At 63.8% G+C, this 17,709-nt stretch carries 16 protein-coding genes; 7 read left to right on the forward strand and 9 right to left on the reverse strand.

The annotated features are described in order from the left end of the window. Window positions 1-39: 39 nt before the first annotated feature. Window positions 40-213, reverse strand: coding sequence for a DUF1328 domain-containing protein (locus tag C2U70_RS29570; protein ID WP_140982166.1), 174 nt, complete (start codon window positions 211-213; stop codon window positions 40-42). 165 nt (window positions 214-378) lie between these two features. Between C2U70_RS29570 and C2U70_RS29575 the strand changes: the two genes are divergently transcribed. Next, complete coding sequence (locus tag C2U70_RS29575) at window positions 379-1,563, forward strand: acyltransferase family protein (protein WP_140982167.1); 1,185 nt, start codon at window positions 379-381, stop codon at window positions 1,561-1,563. A 223-nt stretch (window positions 1,564-1,786) separates the two neighbouring features. Here the strand turns inward: C2U70_RS29575 and purL are convergent, their stop codons facing one another. Then, window positions 1,787-4,018: a phosphoribosylformylglycinamidine synthase subunit PurL gene (gene purL / locus C2U70_RS29580; RefSeq protein WP_140982168.1), complete on the reverse strand. Its 2,232-nt coding sequence runs from the start codon at window positions 4,016-4,018 to the stop codon at window positions 1,787-1,789. A 169-nt stretch (window positions 4,019-4,187) separates the two neighbouring features. Between purL and C2U70_RS29585 the strand changes: the two genes are divergently transcribed. After that, window positions 4,188-4,667: a PaaI family thioesterase gene (locus tag C2U70_RS29585; protein WP_140982169.1), complete on the forward strand. Its 480-nt coding sequence runs from the start codon at window positions 4,188-4,190 to the stop codon at window positions 4,665-4,667. A gap of 70 nt (window positions 4,668-4,737) precedes the next feature. Then, a complete protein-coding gene (locus C2U70_RS29590) occupies window positions 4,738-5,709 on the forward strand; it encodes a DMT family transporter (protein WP_140982170.1) in 972 nt (323 codons plus the stop codon). Between the two features lie 6 nt (window positions 5,710-5,715). On the opposite strand, the gene C2U70_RS29595 is transcribed toward C2U70_RS29590, so the two are convergent. The 3 genes from C2U70_RS29595 to purQ form a co-directional block, all read right to left on the reverse strand. Then, on the reverse strand, window positions 5,716-7,113 hold the full coding sequence (locus tag C2U70_RS29595; RefSeq protein ID WP_140982171.1) for a hypothetical protein: 1,398 nt from the start codon (window positions 7,111-7,113) through the stop codon (window positions 5,716-5,718). A 296-nt stretch (window positions 7,114-7,409) separates the two neighbouring features. Then, window positions 7,410-8,381 carry a tripartite tricarboxylate transporter substrate binding protein BugD gene (locus C2U70_RS29600; RefSeq protein ID WP_140982172.1) on the reverse strand — a complete coding sequence of 324 codons (972 nt, stop codon included), beginning with the start codon at window positions 8,379-8,381 and terminating at the stop codon, window positions 7,410-7,412. After that, entirely contained in the window at window positions 8,378-9,079 is a 702-nt protein-coding gene (gene purQ, locus C2U70_RS29605; RefSeq protein WP_140982173.1) for a phosphoribosylformylglycinamidine synthase subunit PurQ, read from the reverse strand. Before purQ ends, C2U70_RS29600 begins: the two co-directional genes overlap by 4 nt. Window positions 9,080-9,244: 165 nt before the next feature. Between purQ and C2U70_RS29610 the strand changes: the two genes are divergently transcribed. Then, complete coding sequence (locus C2U70_RS29610) at window positions 9,245-10,261, forward strand: magnesium and cobalt transport protein CorA (protein WP_140982174.1); 1,017 nt, start codon at window positions 9,245-9,247, stop codon at window positions 10,259-10,261. A gap of 46 nt (window positions 10,262-10,307) precedes the next feature. Here the strand turns inward: C2U70_RS29610 and purS are convergent, their stop codons facing one another. Both purS and purC read right to left on the reverse strand, forming a co-directional pair. Beyond that, window positions 10,308-10,550, reverse strand: a complete 243-nt coding sequence (gene purS, locus C2U70_RS29615; protein WP_140982175.1) for a phosphoribosylformylglycinamidine synthase subunit PurS — start codon at window positions 10,548-10,550, stop codon at window positions 10,308-10,310. Window positions 10,551-10,562: 12 nt separating this feature from the next. Continuing rightward, window positions 10,563-11,330: a phosphoribosylaminoimidazolesuccinocarboxamide synthase gene (gene purC / locus C2U70_RS29620; RefSeq protein WP_173015815.1), complete on the reverse strand. Its 768-nt coding sequence runs from the start codon at window positions 11,328-11,330 to the stop codon at window positions 10,563-10,565. Between the two features lie 304 nt (window positions 11,331-11,634). Between purC and C2U70_RS29625 the strand changes: the two genes are divergently transcribed. Next, a complete protein-coding gene (locus C2U70_RS29625) occupies window positions 11,635-11,958 on the forward strand; it encodes a DUF1476 domain-containing protein (RefSeq protein WP_140982176.1) in 324 nt (107 codons plus the stop codon). A gap of 4 nt (window positions 11,959-11,962) precedes the next feature. Here the strand turns inward: C2U70_RS29625 and C2U70_RS29630 are convergent, their stop codons facing one another. Continuing rightward, window positions 11,963-12,943, reverse strand: a complete 981-nt coding sequence (locus C2U70_RS29630) for a LysR family transcriptional regulator (protein WP_140982180.1) — start codon at window positions 12,941-12,943, stop codon at window positions 11,963-11,965. Window positions 12,944-13,050: 107 nt separating this feature from the next. On the opposite strand from C2U70_RS29630, the gene C2U70_RS29635 reads away from it, so the two are divergent. Then, the gene (locus C2U70_RS29635) at window positions 13,051-13,884 is read left to right on the forward strand and encodes an isocitrate lyase/PEP mutase family protein (RefSeq protein WP_140982177.1); all 834 of its coding nucleotides are present in this window, start codon (window positions 13,051-13,053) and stop codon (window positions 13,882-13,884) included. Between the two features lie 390 nt (window positions 13,885-14,274). Then, a complete protein-coding gene (locus C2U70_RS29640; RefSeq protein ID WP_140982178.1) occupies window positions 14,275-17,049 on the forward strand; it encodes a hypothetical protein in 2,775 nt (924 codons plus the stop codon). A gap of 91 nt (window positions 17,050-17,140) precedes the next feature. On the opposite strand, the gene cynS is transcribed toward C2U70_RS29640, so the two are convergent. Continuing rightward, on the reverse strand, window positions 17,141-17,623 hold the full coding sequence (gene cynS / locus C2U70_RS29645) for a cyanase (RefSeq protein WP_140982179.1): 483 nt from the start codon (window positions 17,621-17,623) through the stop codon (window positions 17,141-17,143). Window positions 17,624-17,709: the final 86 nt, after the last annotated feature.

Raw genomic sequence — 17,709 nt, forward strand, 5'->3', positions numbered from 1 at the left:
AAGCCCGGGCATGACGACTGAACGTGCTGAAGTGGGTCCCTACACCCTAAAAATCGTCAGCCCCAGGATCAGCAGCACCAGGAAGATCACGACGAAGACATAAAACAGGAAGCGGGCGATATCGGCCGATGCGGCCGAGATGCCGGAGAAGCCGAGCACGCCGGCCACGATCGAGACCAACAGGAAGATCAGTGCCCATTTCAGGATGGTCATTGCCCAGCTCCGACGCTCGCCCCCGCGCTTTGCGGGCCTCAGCTCAATTCCTGAACGCGGCGATAGGGAACTGGTTCCTCATGGCCGTACAGCCCCCAAACAGCCCTTGCTGAATCGGGTTCCCGACTGCAAAACACGCCAACGTGTGGAATGACCGGGGTAGACATGACGACGATTTCGGGGACGATCGGTACGGAGGCTCAAGCAGCCCCGAAGACCAAGACGCGCAACCTGTCGCTCGACCGCGCCCGCACCTTCCTGACCCTCGTGGTGCTGCTGCACCATGCCGTCATTCCCTACACGTATTTCGGACACACCGACCCGACGTCCTTCTTCGGCTTCGACATGATCGTGCTGGCCACCGACAGCTTCTTCATGGCGATGTTCTTCTTCCTGTCGGGCTTGTTTGCGTGGTCAGGCATCGCCCGCAAGGGGGCGCAGAGCTATCTGGCAGATCGCCTGCTTCGGCTTGGCCTGCCGTTCGTGATCTGCGCATTCACGGTCATTCCGCTCGCCTATTACGCCATCTCGCTGCGGCACCATCCCGAGATCGGCTTTTCGGAATACTGGTGGAATATGGTCACCAAGGGCCCGTGGCCGAGCGGGCCGATCTGGTTCCTGTGGGTCCTGTTCGCCTTCGACCTCATTGCTTGCATTCTGCAACGGCTGTCGCCCAACCTGCTCGATCCGATCAATCGCCTTTCGCTGCACGGTCGCCGCCGGCCCGCCGTCTTCTTCGCCGTCATGCTTGCCGCCACGGCAGCGGTCTATGTTCCAGGCCTGATGATTTACGGACCAAGCAGCTGGTTCGAGTTCGGGCCGTTCTCGGTGCAGCACGGGCGCGTGCTGCTCTATGCGAGCTACTTCTTTTTCGGCGCCGGCATCGGCGTCGCGCATATGGATCGCGGACTGCTCGCGGCAGACGGCCGGATGGCGAAGGTCAGTTGGGACTGGATGGTCCTGGCGATCGTCCCGTATTGCCTGCTCTGGACGCTGATCTACATCAAGCGCGAAATCCTGGGCAATCCGTCGCCGCTGCCGAACTGGTACGAAGGGCTCTATGCCCTCTGCTTCGCGGTTTTCAGCGTCGCTGTGCTGTTTCTGATCCTGGCTTTTTTCCAGAGGTTCAAGCAATCAGGTTCGGCCAGGCTGCTCGATCCGATGCAGGCCGACGCCTTCGGCATGTTTTTGGTGCACTACCCGATCGCGCTTTGGCTGCAATACTGGCTGTTCGACTATGACCTGCCGGCGATCGTCAAGGCGATGGTCGGATTCGTGCTGACGGTCGCATTCAGTTGGGCGCTGACGCGCGCGTTGCGGAAGATTCCAGGGGCAACACGGGTGTTGTAGCGGGCTCGAATCCGTAGCCCGGATGGAGCGCAGCGCAATCCGGGACTTTTCGGCTACTCGGCACGAACCCGGATTACGCTTTCGCTCCATCCGGGCTACGACACTACAAGTAGGGGGCGCTGTTTCAACAATTGTAGCCCGGATGAGCGCAGCGATATCCGGGAAGCCGCACGAAGAAAGACCCGGATGTCGCTGCGCTCATCCGGGCTACGCGTCGTCCGCCCTACGCCGCCTTGCCCGCCATATACTCCGGCAGCCAGCGCTCGTACGCGGCGCGTAGCGTGTCGATCGCGACCGGCGCTTCGCCCGAGATCGCGATCGCGTCGCCGCCGGTGGTGCCGATCCGCACGCAGGGCACTTCGCAGCCGCGCATCTTTGCCAGCACGAGGCCGGCCTGCGCTTCGGGCACGGTGACGATGTAGCGCGCCTGGTCCTCGCCGAACCAATAGGCGTGCGGCACCAGCGAGGTCGGTCCGGCCAACAGGCGCGCACCGATGCCGCTGGCCATCGCCATCTCGGCCAGCGCCACCAGAAGACCGCCGTCGGAGAGATCATGCACGGCGGTCGCGGTGCCGGCGTGGATCATGCCGCGCACGCAGTCGCCATTGCGCTTCTCGGCGGCGAGATCGACCGGCGGCGGAGCGCCCTCTTCCCGACCGCAGACGTCGCGCAGATAGACTGATTGCCCGAGCCAGCCATGAGTCTCGCCAATCAGCAGGATCGCCTCGCCCTCGGCCTTGAAGGCGAGCGACGCCGATTTGGTGAAATCGTCGAGCACGCCGACGCCGCCGATCGAAGGCGTGGGGAGGATCGCGCGGCCGTTGGTCTCGTTGTAGAGCGAGACGTTGCCGGAGACGACCGGGAAGTCGAGCGTGCGGCAGGCTTCCGAGATGCCCTTCAGGCAGCCGACGAACTGGCCCATGATCTCGGGCCGCTCAGGATTGCCAAAGTTGAGGTTGTCGGTAATCGCGAGCGGCCGTCCGCCGACGGCGGTGATGTTGCGCCAGGCTTCCGCCACGGCCTGCTTGCCGCCCTCGAACGGGTCTGCCTCGCAATAGCGCGGGGTGACGTCGACGGTCATTGCGAGCCCCTTCGGACCATCCTCAACGCGCACGACGGCGGCATCGCCGCCGGGACGCTGCACGGTATTGCCGAGGATGACGTGGTCGTACTGCTCCCAGACCCAGCGCTTCGAACAGAGTTCTGGCGTGCCGATCATCTTCTCGAGCGCCGCGCCCACGCCCATCGGCGCCACGATCTCACGCGCGTGCACCGTCGGAAGCGCTGCGGAGGGCACATGCGGCCGATCATAGAGCGGCGCTTCGTCGCCGAGCTCCTTGATCGGCAGATCGGCCATGACGTCGCCGCCATGCTTGACCACAAAACGCTTGCTCGGCGTGGTGTAGCCGACGATCGCGAAATCGAGGCCCCACTTCCTGAAGATCGCTTCGGCTTCCTTTTCCTTCTCGGGCTTGAGCACCATGAGCATGCGCTCCTGGCTCTCCGAGAGCATCATCTCGTATGCGCTCATGCCGGTCTCGCGCGTCGGCACGGCGTCGAGATCGAGGTCGACGCCGAGATCGCCCTTGGCGCCCATCTCCACTGCCGAGCAGGTCAGGCCCGCCGCGCCCATGTCCTGGATCGCGATCACGCAGCCCTTTTCCATGATCTCGAGGCAGGCCTCGAGCAGCAGCTTTTCGGCGAAGGGATCGCCGACCTGCACGGTCGGACGCTTCTCCTCGGACTTGTCGTCGAACTCGGCCGAGGCCATCGAGGCGCCATGAATGCCATCGCGGCCCGTCTTGGAGCCGAGATAGACGATCGGCATGTTCACGCCGGAGGCGGCCGCATAGAAGATCTTGTCGGCGTCGGCGAGACCGACCGCCATCGCGTTGACGAGGATGTTGCCGTCATAGCGGGTGTGGAAACGCACCTGGCCACCGACCGTCGGCACGCCGAAGGAATTGCCATAGCCGCCGACGCCTGCGACCACGCCGGACACCAGATGCCGCGTCTTGGCATGCTCGGGCGCGCCGAAGCTGAGCGCGTTGAGACAGGCGATCGGACGCGCGCCCATGGTGAAGACGTCGCGCAAGATGCCGCCCACGCCGGTGGTCGCGCCCTGATAGGGCTCGATGTAGCTGGGATGGTTGTGGCTCTCCATCTTGAAGACCACCGCCTGGCCATCGCCGATGTCGATCACGCCGGCATTCTCGCCCGGCCCCTGGATCACCCAGGGCGCCTTGGTCGGCAGGCCCTTCAGATGGATGCGCGAGGATTTGTACGAGCAGTGCTCGTTCCACATCGCCGAGAAGATGCCGAGCTCGGTGAAGGTCGGCTCCCGCCCGATCAGCTTCAAAATGCGCTCATACTCGTCGGGCTTGAGCCCGTGAGCGGCGACGAGTTCGGGGGTGATCTTCGGTTCGTTCGTGGACTTATTCTTGGGCGCGTTCATGGGTCCCTTAATAGGTAGATCGAACGGGGGCGAAAAGGCCTTTTAGGCGGCATTTTCGGCCTGTCCAGAGCTTTGCGGCGGCCGAAGCGCTTTCTCTGGGGCACGGGGTTTGCACTGCGGTGATAGATCGGATTTAAGGACCCAAACCGACAATTGAAGGCCAGATTTCGTGAACCAGCTCACCAAGACCGCATTCGACCTCCGCCCCGATCTCCATGTCGAGACCGAGGGCGAATTTCAGGGCTGGCGGACCTGGAAACGCGACAATTTCGAGACCCTAGCCGGCCCATTCTACCACCGGATGGATGCGAACGGCCGTATCACCTGCGCGTTCCGGGTCGCGAAAAAGCACCTCAACGGCTCCGGCAACGTCCATGGCGGCTGCTTCATGACCTTTGCCGACTACTGCCTTTTTGCGCTCGCCGCCGTCGAGCTGCAGGGACCGGCAGTGACGGTGTCGTTTTCGAGCGAGTTCCTCGATGCCGCCCGCGAGGGCGAGCTGATCGAGTGCACCGGCGAGGTCACCCGCGCCGGCGGCTCGCTGATCTTCGTGCGGGGCATGCTGTCATCAGGTGACCGCGCCCTGTTCACGTTTTCGGGCACGATCAAGCGGGTGAAGCGGAAGGCGTCACCGCCGCCAAACGCATAGCTTCCCGCCTTTCCTTTTGCCCCTCCCCGGTTATGACTGGACCCGCGCGTCAATGCGCGGGGAGCAGTAGGTGCCGCAGAGCACAGCGAGGACGGGCAGCGTGGCTGCCGTCGAAACGACGCCCGTCACGACCGCACGACCCGTGCGCGGCTGGCGCGATTATGCGCTGCTTCTGGCGCTCGCTTGCTGCTGGAGCTCGACCTACCCGCTGACCAAGATCGGCCTCGGCTCGATCCCGCCTGTTACCTTCATCTCGGCGCGCTCGCTGGTCGCCTTCGCCTTCCTGTACGTGATCCTGCGCATCCGCGGATTGAAGCTTCCGACCGATCTGAAGGCGTGGAAGCTGTTCGCCTTCCAGCAATTGATCAATTCGACGGTCCCGTTCCTGATGATCACCTGGGCGCAGCTCTATGTGCCGGCGTCCAGCACCGTCGTGCTGGCCTCGACGACGCCGATCTTTGCCTTCCTCATCACCTGGGCGATCACGCGCCATGAGCCCGCGACGCTGCTGAAGCTGATCGGCGCGATCCTCGGCCTCGCCGGGACGGCCGTCATCATCGGCCTCGATGCACTGCATGGCCTCGGCAACGAGATCTTTGCCGAGATCGCGATCCTGCTCGCGACGATGTCCTTTGCCTGCGCCACGATCTTCGGGCTGCGGCTGACGGATTACGATCCGATGGTGGTGGCGGCCGGCTCGCTGCTGTTCGGCGGCCTCGTGTTGCTGCCGGCCTCGCTCGTCATCGACCATCCCTGGACGCTGCATCCGACGTTGGAGGCGATCGCGGCCGTCATCGCCATGGGAATCTTTTCCAGCGCCCTCGGGCTGATGCTGTTCTACATGTGCCTGACCCGGCTCGGCACGCTGACCACCAACGCCCAAGGCTATTTGCGCATTCCGATCGGCGTCGGCCTTTCCGTAGCTCTGCTCGGCGAGACCGTGCCGTCGAACCTGGTGCTGGGACTGGTGCTGGTCATGGCGGGTGTGGCTGCGATGACGGTGCCGGGGGAGCGGCTGAAGGGGCGATGGAAGAATCGATAACGTGACTTAACGCACTTGCTTGGGGGGCGTTACGAGGATCCGCAGGCGATCCCCCTCCTCGACGCTCTCCGCGACGACGGCGACACCCGCCGCGCGATTGATGTAGGCATCTGGCTTACTGCCCGGCGCGAAGGGAGCATTCATGAAACCGGGGACATCCGGATGGGCATTCGCGACCTTGACGATGCCTGCACCCTCCCCACGCTCCTCGTCGACATCGAGGACGATCAGACCGGTCGCGGGCAATATAGCGCCAAGCCACATTTTCTGACGATTTTCGAGCAGCAGGTAGTGCCGGGGACCGAGAGGCACCTTCACCACCAAAGGCCTGCGACCGGACTCCAGCGGCTCGAGCAGCACGCTCTGCGTCTGCCCGGGCTGGACCGTCACCACCTGATCTGCATCGATCCATCCCAGCTGGAGGCGGGTGAAGGAAGAGGGTGGCGGCGGTGGCCGATTTCGCTCGACGAAATGCTGGGACATGATGTCCCACGGCCCAGCATAAATCGAGAAGAGGGTTGGGCTGGTGAATCGCGGTCGACGGTGCTGGATCTGGTGATCGTAGAGGTCGGGTACCGAACGCCGCCCGTCGCGTGCACCGCCAAAGGCGTGGAGCAGATCGTGCGCGACGTGACCGACATGCGCGGTTTCAGCCGATACGACGATCCCGCGATCGAACGTGGTGCCGTCGTCGAGATGGATCGTCTCCATGCGGGCTCTGCCGTGAGAAACGCCGCTCAACATGCCTGGGTTGGCGGCGTAGGTGATCATCCCGTAACCGGTACCTTGGACCGTTTCTACGCCCGCGACGACGTAGACTTGCGTGAAGTCAGCCAATCGCACCTTTCGTGCCGCCGCGGACAACGCTTCAGTGACGAGGCGGCGCACGCGGGATGGATCCACCTCGAAATTGGATGGGCTCACCCGATAGCTTGCAAGCGAACTCCGCATGGGCTGCCAGTCAAGGACCTGGAACTCGATCTGCACCCGATCGTAGGAAGCCTTGCGCATCCAATCAGATACGTGTTGGACCTTCGTCGTGATCTCTTCGATGCTTTTGCTCGGCACGACGTCGGGGAAACGAACCGGCACGACCAGCAGACGCTGTGGACCTTCAACTCGAACCGGCTCGCCGACCCCCGCGCCGCGGCCCGCCGGATTCTTCCGTTCCGCCGCAACGACGCAGTTGCGTACATGTGGCGTCGCGGCCGCGCGGCAGGCGGACAGATCTTGCTTCTGTTGCATACAGCTTTGCACGAAGGAGCGGCCGACCGTGTTCCGGCAGTTGTTGATGATCTGATCACGCGTCTGCGGGACCGCCGACCCAATCGCAATCACTGCCGCAAGCAGGACTCCGCTGCAAAGGGCGGCCAGGGCGCGAAAGGCGGTGCGGCTCTCGATCATCCAGGCCTCCCGCAGCCACTCGGCCTGCGCCTTGCGCAGATATTTTGGCGCACTCCGCATCTGGATCGAGAGCTCAGGACGACCAAGGCAACGGGCATGCGAAATCCGAGAAAAAAGCAAATCGACAGCGTCGGACCGGCTTCCTGATAGCGTGACTCGCCCCGCGAGACAACCTTGAGTTGCCCGCATCGACGAAAATCGGGAAGCAGCGGTGCCTGCACGGAATCGACGATGCCGTATCAGTCGCATCGTCCGCGGCCGAGGTTCATGCCGGGGAGCGCGCGCGATGGCCGAACTTATTGCTTGGCGTCGTCTGCGAGGAGTTTTCGGTACTTCTCGACGTCGCGCGTCACGAGCTGCTGGAGCACTTCCGGCGCATGCTCGTTCGCATCGGGCGCGACCGTCGACAAATCGGCAAAACGCTTCTTCACCGCATCGCTCTCGACCGCACTTCTTGCAGCGGCATTGAGTTTTGCGATGACCGCCGGCGGCGTGCCCTTTGGCGCGAACAGGCCGTTCCAGCCCTGCGCCTCGAATTCGGGCAGACCCGCTTCCGCCGAGGTCGGCACGTCAGGCAACGTGCCGAGGCGCACGGTCGAGCCGACCACGATGCCCTTCACCAGCTTCTCGTTGATCGATTGCGACACCGACGCGGCCGCATCGCAGACGCCGTCGATCTGCCCGCCGACCGCATCCGTGAGCGCGGGCGCAGCACCGCGATAGCCGACCAGCGTCGCGTCGATGCCGGCGGCCTGCACAAAACTCTTGCAGATCAGATAATTCGAGGAGCCGACGCCGGCGTGTCCAAGATTGATCTTGCCCGGATTCTTCTTCGCATAGGCGATGAACTCGGCCAGATCCTTGGCCGGAAAATCCTTGCGCAGCGCGATGATGCCAAAGGTCTTGGCGACCATCGCAATGGGCACGAAAGATTCAGGCGTGAACGCAAGCTTGGGATAGATCGTGTAGGCGGCGGCGCTGGTGCCGGCATTGCCGATCGCGATCGTATAGCCGTCGGGCTCGGCGCGCGAGGCGCGGGTCAGCGCGGTCGAGCCACCGGCGCCTGCGACGTTCTCGATCACGATGGGCTGGCCGAGCGCCGCGCTCATCTGCTCGGCCACCACGCGCGCGATCACGTCGGACGTGCCGCCGGCCGCGAACGGCACGATCATGGTGATTGCGCGTTTCGGATAGTCTTGCGCCTGCGCGGTCGCGGTCAGCAGCAGCGCCGCGACCGCTGCAACGAGCTTTGCGGCGATCCTGCTCACGCCGCCCGGTCCAGATGCGCGACAAGGCCGGCGAACAGGCCGCGGCCGTCGGTGCAGCCCATGATGTCTTCGACGTGGTTTTCCGGATGCGGCATCATGCCGAGCACGTTGCCCTTGTCGTTGACGATGCCGGCGATCGAGTGCGCGGCGCCGTTGATATTGCTGATATCATCGACGACGCCGTCGGCCGAGCAATAACGGTAGAGCACCCGGCCCTCGCCCTCGAGCCGCTTGATGGTTTCTTCATCCGCCTCGTAATTGCCTTCGCCATGCGCGACGGGCACGCGGATCACCTGACCCGCATTGTAGCCGCGGGTGAACGGCGTGTCGGAACGTTCGACGCGCAGATGCACGTCGTGGCAGATGAATTTGAGCCGCGCGTTGCGCATCAAGACGCCCGGCAGCAGGCCGGACTCGCAGAGGATCTGAAAGCCGTTGCAGACGCCGAGCACGAGCCCGCCCCTGGCGGCGTAGTCGCGCACCGCGTCCATGATCGGCGCCCGCGCGGCGATGGCGCCGCAGCGCAAGTAATCGCCATAGGAGAAGCCGCCCGGCACGACCACGAGATCGGTCCCCGCAGGCAACGAGGTCTCGGCGTGCCAGACCATCGCGGCCTCTTGCCCCGAGATCAGTTTCAGCGCCCGCGCCATGTCGCGCTCGCGGTTGATTCCGGGAAAAACCAGGACGGCTGACTTCATGGGCGGGTTTCCGAATGATGCGTGGAATCGGGCTGGCCGGAGGGCCAAATCCGGCCGCAGACATAACCATTTGACGCGGATTTTACCAGTGCTAGCGTCGTGTGACGGTCTTGTGCACAGGCCATGACCGGCCCCGATCGGGCGCCGATTTCCGGGATTGCAGCCATGAATGTCCCGTCCATGCCCACATCCCCTGCCGAGCCTGTGACCACCGAAGGCGTGGTCGCGGCCGGTGCCTATGTCGACGGGCGGCGCGTCGCCAATATCGCCATCAGCGAGGCCTCGAGCTGGCGCGCCAAGCCCGGCCATGTGGTCTGGATCGGGCTGCACGAGCCCGACATGGCGCTGCTCAGCGCCGTGCAGAAGCAGTTCGACCTGCACGACCTCGCCATCGAGGACGCCGACCACGCCCATCAGCGGCCGAAGATCGAGCAATATGGCGAGGCCCTGTTCATCGTGGCGCGGACGGCGCAACTGGTCGAGGGCCGCATCGTGTTCGGCGAGACCCACATCTTCGTCGGCGAAGGTTACCTGGTCTCGGTGCGGCACGGTGCGTCGACGTCGTATGCGCCGGTACGCGAGCGCTGCGAGAGCTGCCCGCGGGCGCTGGCCCGCGGCGAGGACTACATCCTCTATGCCCTGCTCGATTTCATCGTCGACAACTACTCCCCCGTGCTCGAGAGCATTCACGACGAGGTCGAGGGCATCGAGGACGACGTGCTCTCCAAGCCGATCACCAAGGGACAGGTCGAACGGCTCTATATGCTCAGGCGCGACCTGCTGCGGCTGCGCAATGCGATCGGGCCATTGGTCGAAGTCTGCCGCCGGCTGGAGCATGACGAGCTCGCAATGGTGCGCCCCGCGATGCAGCCGTTGTTTCGCGACGTCACTGACCACGTCAGGAACATCCAGGAGCGCATCGATTCCATGCGCGAGGTGCTGGCCTTCGCGTTCGAAGCGAGCCTGCTGGTCGGCCAGGCCCAGGAGACCGCGGTCTCCAAGAAGCTCGCCTCGTGGCTAGCGATCATCGCGGTGCCGACCGCGCTTGCCGGCATCTACGGCATGAACTTCAAGCACATGCCGGAGCTGGAATGGGAGTACGGCTATTTCGCCGTGCTCGCCCTGATGGCAACCGCCTGCTTCGGCCTGTTCTGGCGCTTCCGCCGCGCAGGGTGGCTGTGAGCAGTCATGCACCCATCGGCACGTAGCCCGGATGGACGGCTGTAGGCTAGCCCAGCACTTCGACGCGGTAGTTCTCGATCACCGTATTCGCCAACAGCTTGTCGGCGGCCTGCTTCAGTGCGGCTTCCGCCTTGGCCTTGTCGGCGCCGGCGAGCTCGATGTCGAACACCTTGCCCTGACGGACGCTGGCGACGCCGTCGACGCCGAGTGATTTCAGCGCGCCTTCGATCGCCTTGCCCTGTGGGTCCAGAATGCCGTTCTTCAAGGTAACGGTGACACGTGCCTTCACGTCAAAATCCTCTTAGCTCTTCACCAGCACCGGGCCGGAGCCCTGCGGACGCTCGTTCTCCATGAGGATGCCGAGGCGCTTTGCGACTTCGGTATAGGCCTCCAGGAGGCCGCCGAGGTCCCTACGGAAACGGTCCTTGTCGAGCTTCTCGTTCGACTTGATGTCCCACAGCCGGCACGAGTCCGGCGAGATCTCGTCGGCGACGATGATGCGCATCATCTCGTTCTCGAACAGCCTCCCGCATTCCATCTTGAAGTCGACGAGACGGATGCCGATGCCGAGGAAGAGGCCGGTGAGGAAGTCGTTGACGCGGATGGCGAGCGCCATGATGTCGTCGATCTCCTGCGGCGTCGCCCAGCCGAAGGCGGTGATGTGCTCTTCCGACACCATGGGGTCGTTGAGCTGGTCGTTCTTGTAGTAGAACTCGATGATCGAGCGCGGGAGCTGCGTGCCCTCCTCGATGCCGAGGCGCTGCGACAGCGAGCCGGCGGCGACGTTGCGCACGACAACCTCGAGCGGCACGATCTCGACCTCGCGAATCAACTGCTCGCGCATGTTGAGGCGGCGGATGAAATGGGTCGGCACCCCGATGTCGTTGAGGTGCTGAAACAGGTACTCCGAGATCCGGTTGTTGAGGACACCCTTGCCCTCGATCACCTGATGCTTTTTGGCATTGAACGCGGTCGCGTCGTCCTTGAAGTGCTGGATCAGGGTACCCGGCTCCGGACCTTCATAGAGTACCTTTGCCTTGCCTTCATAAATGCGACGTCGACGGCTCATTGGGATGTACCGTGTTTTGTTGAAATCCATGAATTTGGTGTGCTCCGGTTGACTAGGATTACGACCCACAGCGGAGCTGCCGTGAACAGCCTGGAACCAGAGAAACAGAACAGGAACCAAGCCTTACGGCAACCTATCCGATTGGCTGCCTCAGCACAATCGATCCGGCCCTTCTGGTGCCCACTTATACCGTCTTGCCTGCGGCTTAACGGCTCGTTGTTTCGCCGATTCGTGCCCCTTATCTAGGCGTCGTGAGGGGCCCTCGCAACGAGGCCGCCCGTGATTCACCGGGAATGGGAACTGCATGACCAATTTCGACAAGCGCGAGGAAGGTTTTGAGAAGAAATTCGCCCTCGACGAGGAGCAGAAATTCAAGGCCGAGGCCCGCCGCAACCGGCTGCTCGGCCTCTGGGCGGCCGAACAGCTCGGCATTACCGGCGACGCCGCAACCGCCTATGCCAAGGAGGTGGTCGCAGCCGACTTCGAGGAGGCCGGCGACGGCGACGTGCTGCGCAAGGTGGTGACGGATTTTACCGCCAAGGGCGTGGCCATCACCGAGCAGGCGATCCGCGCCAAGATGAACGAGCTGGTCGCGGTCGCCGTGGCTGAGGTGAAGGCGGGCAAGTAAGCCGCTACCCCGACCTGACGCGCCGGCGCGCAATGGGTTTGCGCGCCGGACGTCTTTGTTTTGGGCGCCGCGCGGCCGCGACGGCGCTCTCGCCATAATCGCTTCGCAATATCTCCAGCAGCTTTTGCGCAGCGAGACTCAAAAAGCCGCCGCGCCGGGTCACGATCGAGATGTCGTTGCTCGCGGCAAGATCGCCAACCGCGATCTTCGAGATCGTCCCGGCGCTCAGTTCGTCGGCCACGTGGCTGTCCGCCAGCAGCGCGATGCCGAAGCCGGCTTCCACGAGGCGCTTCTGCGCGGTGAGACTGTCCACCGCTGTCCATTCGATGTCACCAAGTCCTTGGGTGAGAAACAGCGCAAAGACATGCGCGGCCGCTCTCTCGGGCCGGCCCGGTATTTCGGGGAATGCGACCCAGCGCTCGCTGTGAAGCTCGGCCAGCCGCTTCACGCGCCGGCCGGCCAAGGGATGATCGGCCGCGCAAACCACATGCAGCTTTTCGGAAAGGATCGGCACGCAATCCAGATCGCGCGAGCGGTCGATGTGATAGCGCAGGCCGATCGTCGCCTCCCCGCGGCGGATCAAGCCACTGACCTCGGCGCTGGTTGCCGTGCGCAGGCTGAGCGCGACGTCCGGATATTCCTTAGCCAGCCGCTTCATGATGTCAGACAGACGCGCATCCGCAAGTGTGCCGGTGACGGCAAGCGACACCGGCCCCGAGGCCTGCCTGGTGAGCGCGCGTATCGCCTGCTCCGCATCCTCCGCGGCGGCGACTGCGCGCTCCGCATGAGGGACCAGCACGCGTCCCGCATCGCTGAGCCGCGTCCGGCCCGCCACCCGCTCGAACAAGGGCACGCCAAGCTCCTGCTCCAAAAGCGCAATGCGGCGCGAGATCGCCGGCTGCGAGCGATGCAGGAATTTTGCGGCATTCGAAATCCCGCCGCGGCGATGAACCGTCAGGAAAGTGCTGAGCGCATCGCTGTCCATCACCGCCACCTCATGCAAAAAACTGATGTTGTTACAAGAAATAACAAATTTGGCGGATGACCGGAATACCCCTAATTTCTGCATCAGCCACCACGAAGGAGCGAACGATGCCGAGCCAATTGGACAAAGCAAAAGCGTTTCGCGCCCTGCACGAGCGTCCCGGTGCGTTCATCATTCCCAATCCCTGGGATGCCGGCACCGCAAAACTGCTCGCCGCCATGGGTTTCGAGGCGCTGGCGACCACGAGCCTCGGCCTTGCCAACATGCTCGGCAGCTCGACGGTCAGCCTCGACGCCATCCTCGACAATGCCCGCGCCATCGCCGAGGCGACCCCACTGCCCGTCAGCATCGACCTCGAGAATTGCGGCGCACACGAGCCAAAGCGCGCGGCCGAAGCGATCCGGCGTGCGGCCGAAACCGGCGCGGTGGGTGGTTCCATCGAGGATTTCACTGGAGACCGCGAACGCCCGATCTACGATTTTACCCTCGCGGTCGAACGCGTGCAGGCCGCCGTCGAGGCCGCGCGCGCCTTGCCGTTCCCCTTTACGCTGACCGCGCGCGCCGAAAACCTGCTGCACGGGCGCAACGATCTCGACGACACGATCAAGCGGCTGCAAGCCTTCGAAGCCGCCGGTGCCGACGTACTCTATTCACCTGGTGTGCGCGACCTCGCGACGATCAAGTCCGTCGTCGCCTCGGTTGGAAAGCCGTTCAATCTGGTGATGGGCTTTGCCGATCCGACATTGACACTGCCACAATTGTCCGCAGCCGGAGTCAAGCGCATCAGCGTCGGCGGCGCGATGTCGCGTTTTGCGCTGGCCGCATTCCTCGAAAGCGCGCGCGAGATGAAGAACAGCGGCTCGTTCACTTATGTCAGCAGGATGGCTGCGATCACGGAGCTGCGCGGCGCCTTCGCGGCAGTCGGTTCCGCGTCAACTTGACGTCGATCGCGTTGTCGCAGCAGCGAATTTCGTCGACGCAACCATTGCGAGCATTTCTTGCATGTGGTCGCGCGCAACCGGCGCGCGACATAGGTCAACATTGTTGCCCGCCAAGCGCAAACTCTCCCGAGAGCCTTGTATGATAGCGTTCCGTGCTTGTGTGAAGCACTTCACGACATCTGAAAACTTTCAAACACGTTTTTATTACTTCGCTCACAGGTAGCTGCGACTTATTTTCGCGCGGTCGCCGCTAGTCGATCTGCTAGGGTCGACCGCCACGTGCGATGTTATAGCGAAGTACATTCGAAGTCATTTTGAATTCTTCAGCCCGTTCTTTTGGGATGATTGCTCGCAACTTGGTTCTTCACATTCGATTTGCAGGAGGGCGATATGCCTGAGAGTCCCAACATCATCTATGACGATCACGGCCACGCGCGACACTTCAGCTACATCGGAGGCATGGCGGACGACACCGCCGCCGCCGCCGTCGCCCCCAGGACGAGAGCGGCTACCGCGCAGGAAGCGGCAAAGCGGTTCCTGCTCGACCACGCCGACCTCTTTCAGCTCCCGCAGACCATGACGCGTTCGATGGACGTGCGCGCCGCGATCGCACCGGTCGCCGAAGACGAGGCGCTGCGTTTCGAATCCGAGAAGCATGCGATGGATTCGACCGTCGTCAGCTACAACCAGACCATGTTCGGCCTGCCGATCTACCGGGCCGGCGTATCGGTCGTGATGCATGGCGCCGACAACGAGGTCAAGGCCGCGACCTCGACGCTGCATTACGACGTCGCCACCGAGCCGCCTGCCGACACGCTGACGAGCAGGAGCGCACTCGACACGGCCGCGTCCGGCGCGCATGACGACATCGTCCGTGCCGCGTTCCCGAACGCACAGGGCCTGCGCATCAACCGCACGAGCCTCATCGTCTATCAATACGATCCCAAGGAGCGCATTCACCAGGAGATCGGCGAACACGGATTCGGCGCCGAGCCTCCCACCCTTCCCCTTCCGCCGGTCCCGTCGGACATCGTCTCCGGAAAGCACTATGTCGTGCTCGAGGCGTTGTTCTCGATGCCGTTGCCGAAATGGGGAACGCTGAACTGGCGTGCGTTCATCGAGCCTAAGCGCAAGACCGTGCTGTTCCTGCGCGCGCTGGTTGACGGTGTGACGGGGCTGGTGTTCGATCGCGACCCCATCACCAAGACCGGCAACCCCGCCGCCGTGCCGAGTGCACCGGCCGCGACGCTCGATCCGCTGCGCGATAACGTGGCCCTGATCGACCTCTCGCCGCCGTTGGGCGGAACCCAGAGCCTCACCGGCACGTTCGTGTCGATCACGAATGTCGATCCGCCGACGCCTGCGGTCCCGACCACGACGGCGCCGTTCAACTTCGCCTATGTCTCACGCACCGACGATTTCGCGGCCGTCAACGCCTACTACCATTGCGACCGCTTCTTCCGCACCGTGCGCGACATCGGCTTCAACATTCCGAGCTATTTCGACCACACCTCGTTCCCGGTGCCGGTCGATCATCATGCGCTCGGCGACGTGATCAACGCGCAGTGCCGGGGCAACGCACTCGGCAACGGCATCGGCTCGGTGGTGTTCTCGCTCGCCGCGCTCGGCGCTCCGCCGATCGGCATCGCGGCCGACTGGCGCGTCGTGCTGCACGAGCTCGGCGGGCATGGCATCCTCTGGGACCATGTCGACTCCCCGAACTTCGGCTTCGCGCACAGCGCCGGCGACAGCATCGCGGTGATCCTGAATGATCCCGACACCCACGCTCCGGACCGCTTCGTCAGCTTCCCCTGGGTCAATATCGGCCGCAGGCACGATCGTCCGGTTGCGGGCGGATGGGGCTGGGGCGGCGCCAACGATCTCAACGGCTATTTCAGCGAGCAGATCCTGGCGACCTCGCACTTCCGTCTCTACCGCTCGATCGGCGGCGATTCAGCTTCGCTCGCCCGCAAGCAGTTTGCAGCGACGACGGCGGTGTATCTCATCCTGCGTGCGGTCGGCCAGCTCACGCCGGCGACCAATCCGCCCAACGCGCTCGGCTGGGAGCAGCAACTCGAGATCGCGGACGCCGGTGTCTGGACGCGAACCAGTCCGGCCGAGACCCACGCCGGCGGCGCCTATCACAAGGTGATCCGCTGGGCCTTCGAGAAGCAGGGCTTGTTCCGGCCCGGCCCGCCCCCGACGGTCGAGGGTCTGCCGCCGCCGGTCGACGTCTATATCGACGACGGCCGCCACGGCGAATACCCGTTCCAGCCCAATCACTGGAGCTGCACCGACATCTGGAATCGCCGCACTGTCGGCGCGGGCGGCGGCGTGCACCAGGAGCCGATCGTCGGGCAGACCAACTACGCCTATGTGCGCATCAAGAACCGCGGCACGCAGGCGGCGACCAACGTCGTGGTCAAGGGCTTCCACTGCAACCCCGGGGCCGGTCTCGTGTTCCCGACGGACTGGACTCCCATGACCACGCCGCAACTGGCGGCCCCGAACCTCGCGGCTGCGGACGCCGTGGGCGTCGTCGTCGGTCCCTTCAAATGGGTGCCGTCGCAGGTCGGCCACGAGTGCATGTTCTTCAGCGTCTCGGCCAAGGGTGACGCCGGCAATATCGACGGCGCGATCACGGGGCCGATTCCCGAATGGCGTCTGGTGCCCCATGACAACAATCTCGGGCAGCGGAACGTGCACCCGATCTCGATCCACATCGGCAAGATCGCCTGGGAGAAACTGCCGTTCTGGATCCGCAACCACGGCAGGGCGCCGGTGCGCGTCAATGTCGAGATCAAGCTGCCGGAGTGGCTCGCCAGGCTCGGCTGGAAGTTCACCGTGCCGCAGATCCAGCGGGTGCAGCGGCTCAAGCCGGACGAGATGCTCAAGGTCAACATGGCCGTCTCCGCGGGCAGGGAGTTCGACCTCGCCACGCTCGGCCAGCAGAAAGATCACGACATCGTCGTGACCGTCATGCACGACGACATGCCGGTAGGAGGCATGACCTTCCGCATCAGCAAGGAAGCCCAGGATGCCGTCGAGGTCTCCGCGAGCAGCCGCTCGGGAACCAAGACCGCGGCCAAGGGCTCGAAGAAGTCGGCATCGGCACGGGCCAAGGCCGCGCCGACACGGCGTTGGAAGGCAACGCGCAAGCGCTAGATCAGGCGCCGCCGTCACGGCGCCCAGTGCGCCCTCAACATCCGGAGTGCGGTGGTCGTTCGGCCACCGCACTCCCTTTTGTGCCAGGCGATCAGCCTTCCTTGAAACCGTATTCAGGCACGTTGCCGCTGGCGCCGTAATATTTGTACGGCAGGAATTTTCCGCTCATGGTGATCTTGACGCGGTCGCCCTTTGGATTCGGCAGGCGCTCCATCACCATGTCGAAGTCAATAGCGGACATGATGCCATCGCCGTACTCTTCCTCGATCAGCGCCTTCCATGCCGGGCCGTTGACCATGACCAATTCGTAAAAGCGATAGATCAACGGATCGGTCGGCGGCATTGCCATGCCGCGCATCGGCGTTTCGTTGAGCATGGCGACCTCGGACTTCGAGAGGCCGAACAGCTCACCAGCATTCGCGGCCTGCGGCTTGGTCAGCTTCATCTGGCCGAGGATTGCACCGACGATCAGCACCTCGGAATAGCCGCCGATCTTTTCGCAGATGTGTTTCCAGCTCCAGCCCTTCTCGCGCTTGATGTCGAGCAGCTTTTCGGTGAGGTCTTCGCGTTTCATGGCAGGGTCTCCTTCTCATCGTCATGCCCGGACTTGTTCCGGGCATCCACGTTCTTGGCTGGCTTAGGAAGACGTGGATGGCCGGG

It is taken from the genome of Bradyrhizobium guangdongense, assembly GCF_006483445.1.
GTDB lineage: Bacteria > Pseudomonadota > Alphaproteobacteria > Rhizobiales > Xanthobacteraceae > Bradyrhizobium > Bradyrhizobium guangdongense_A.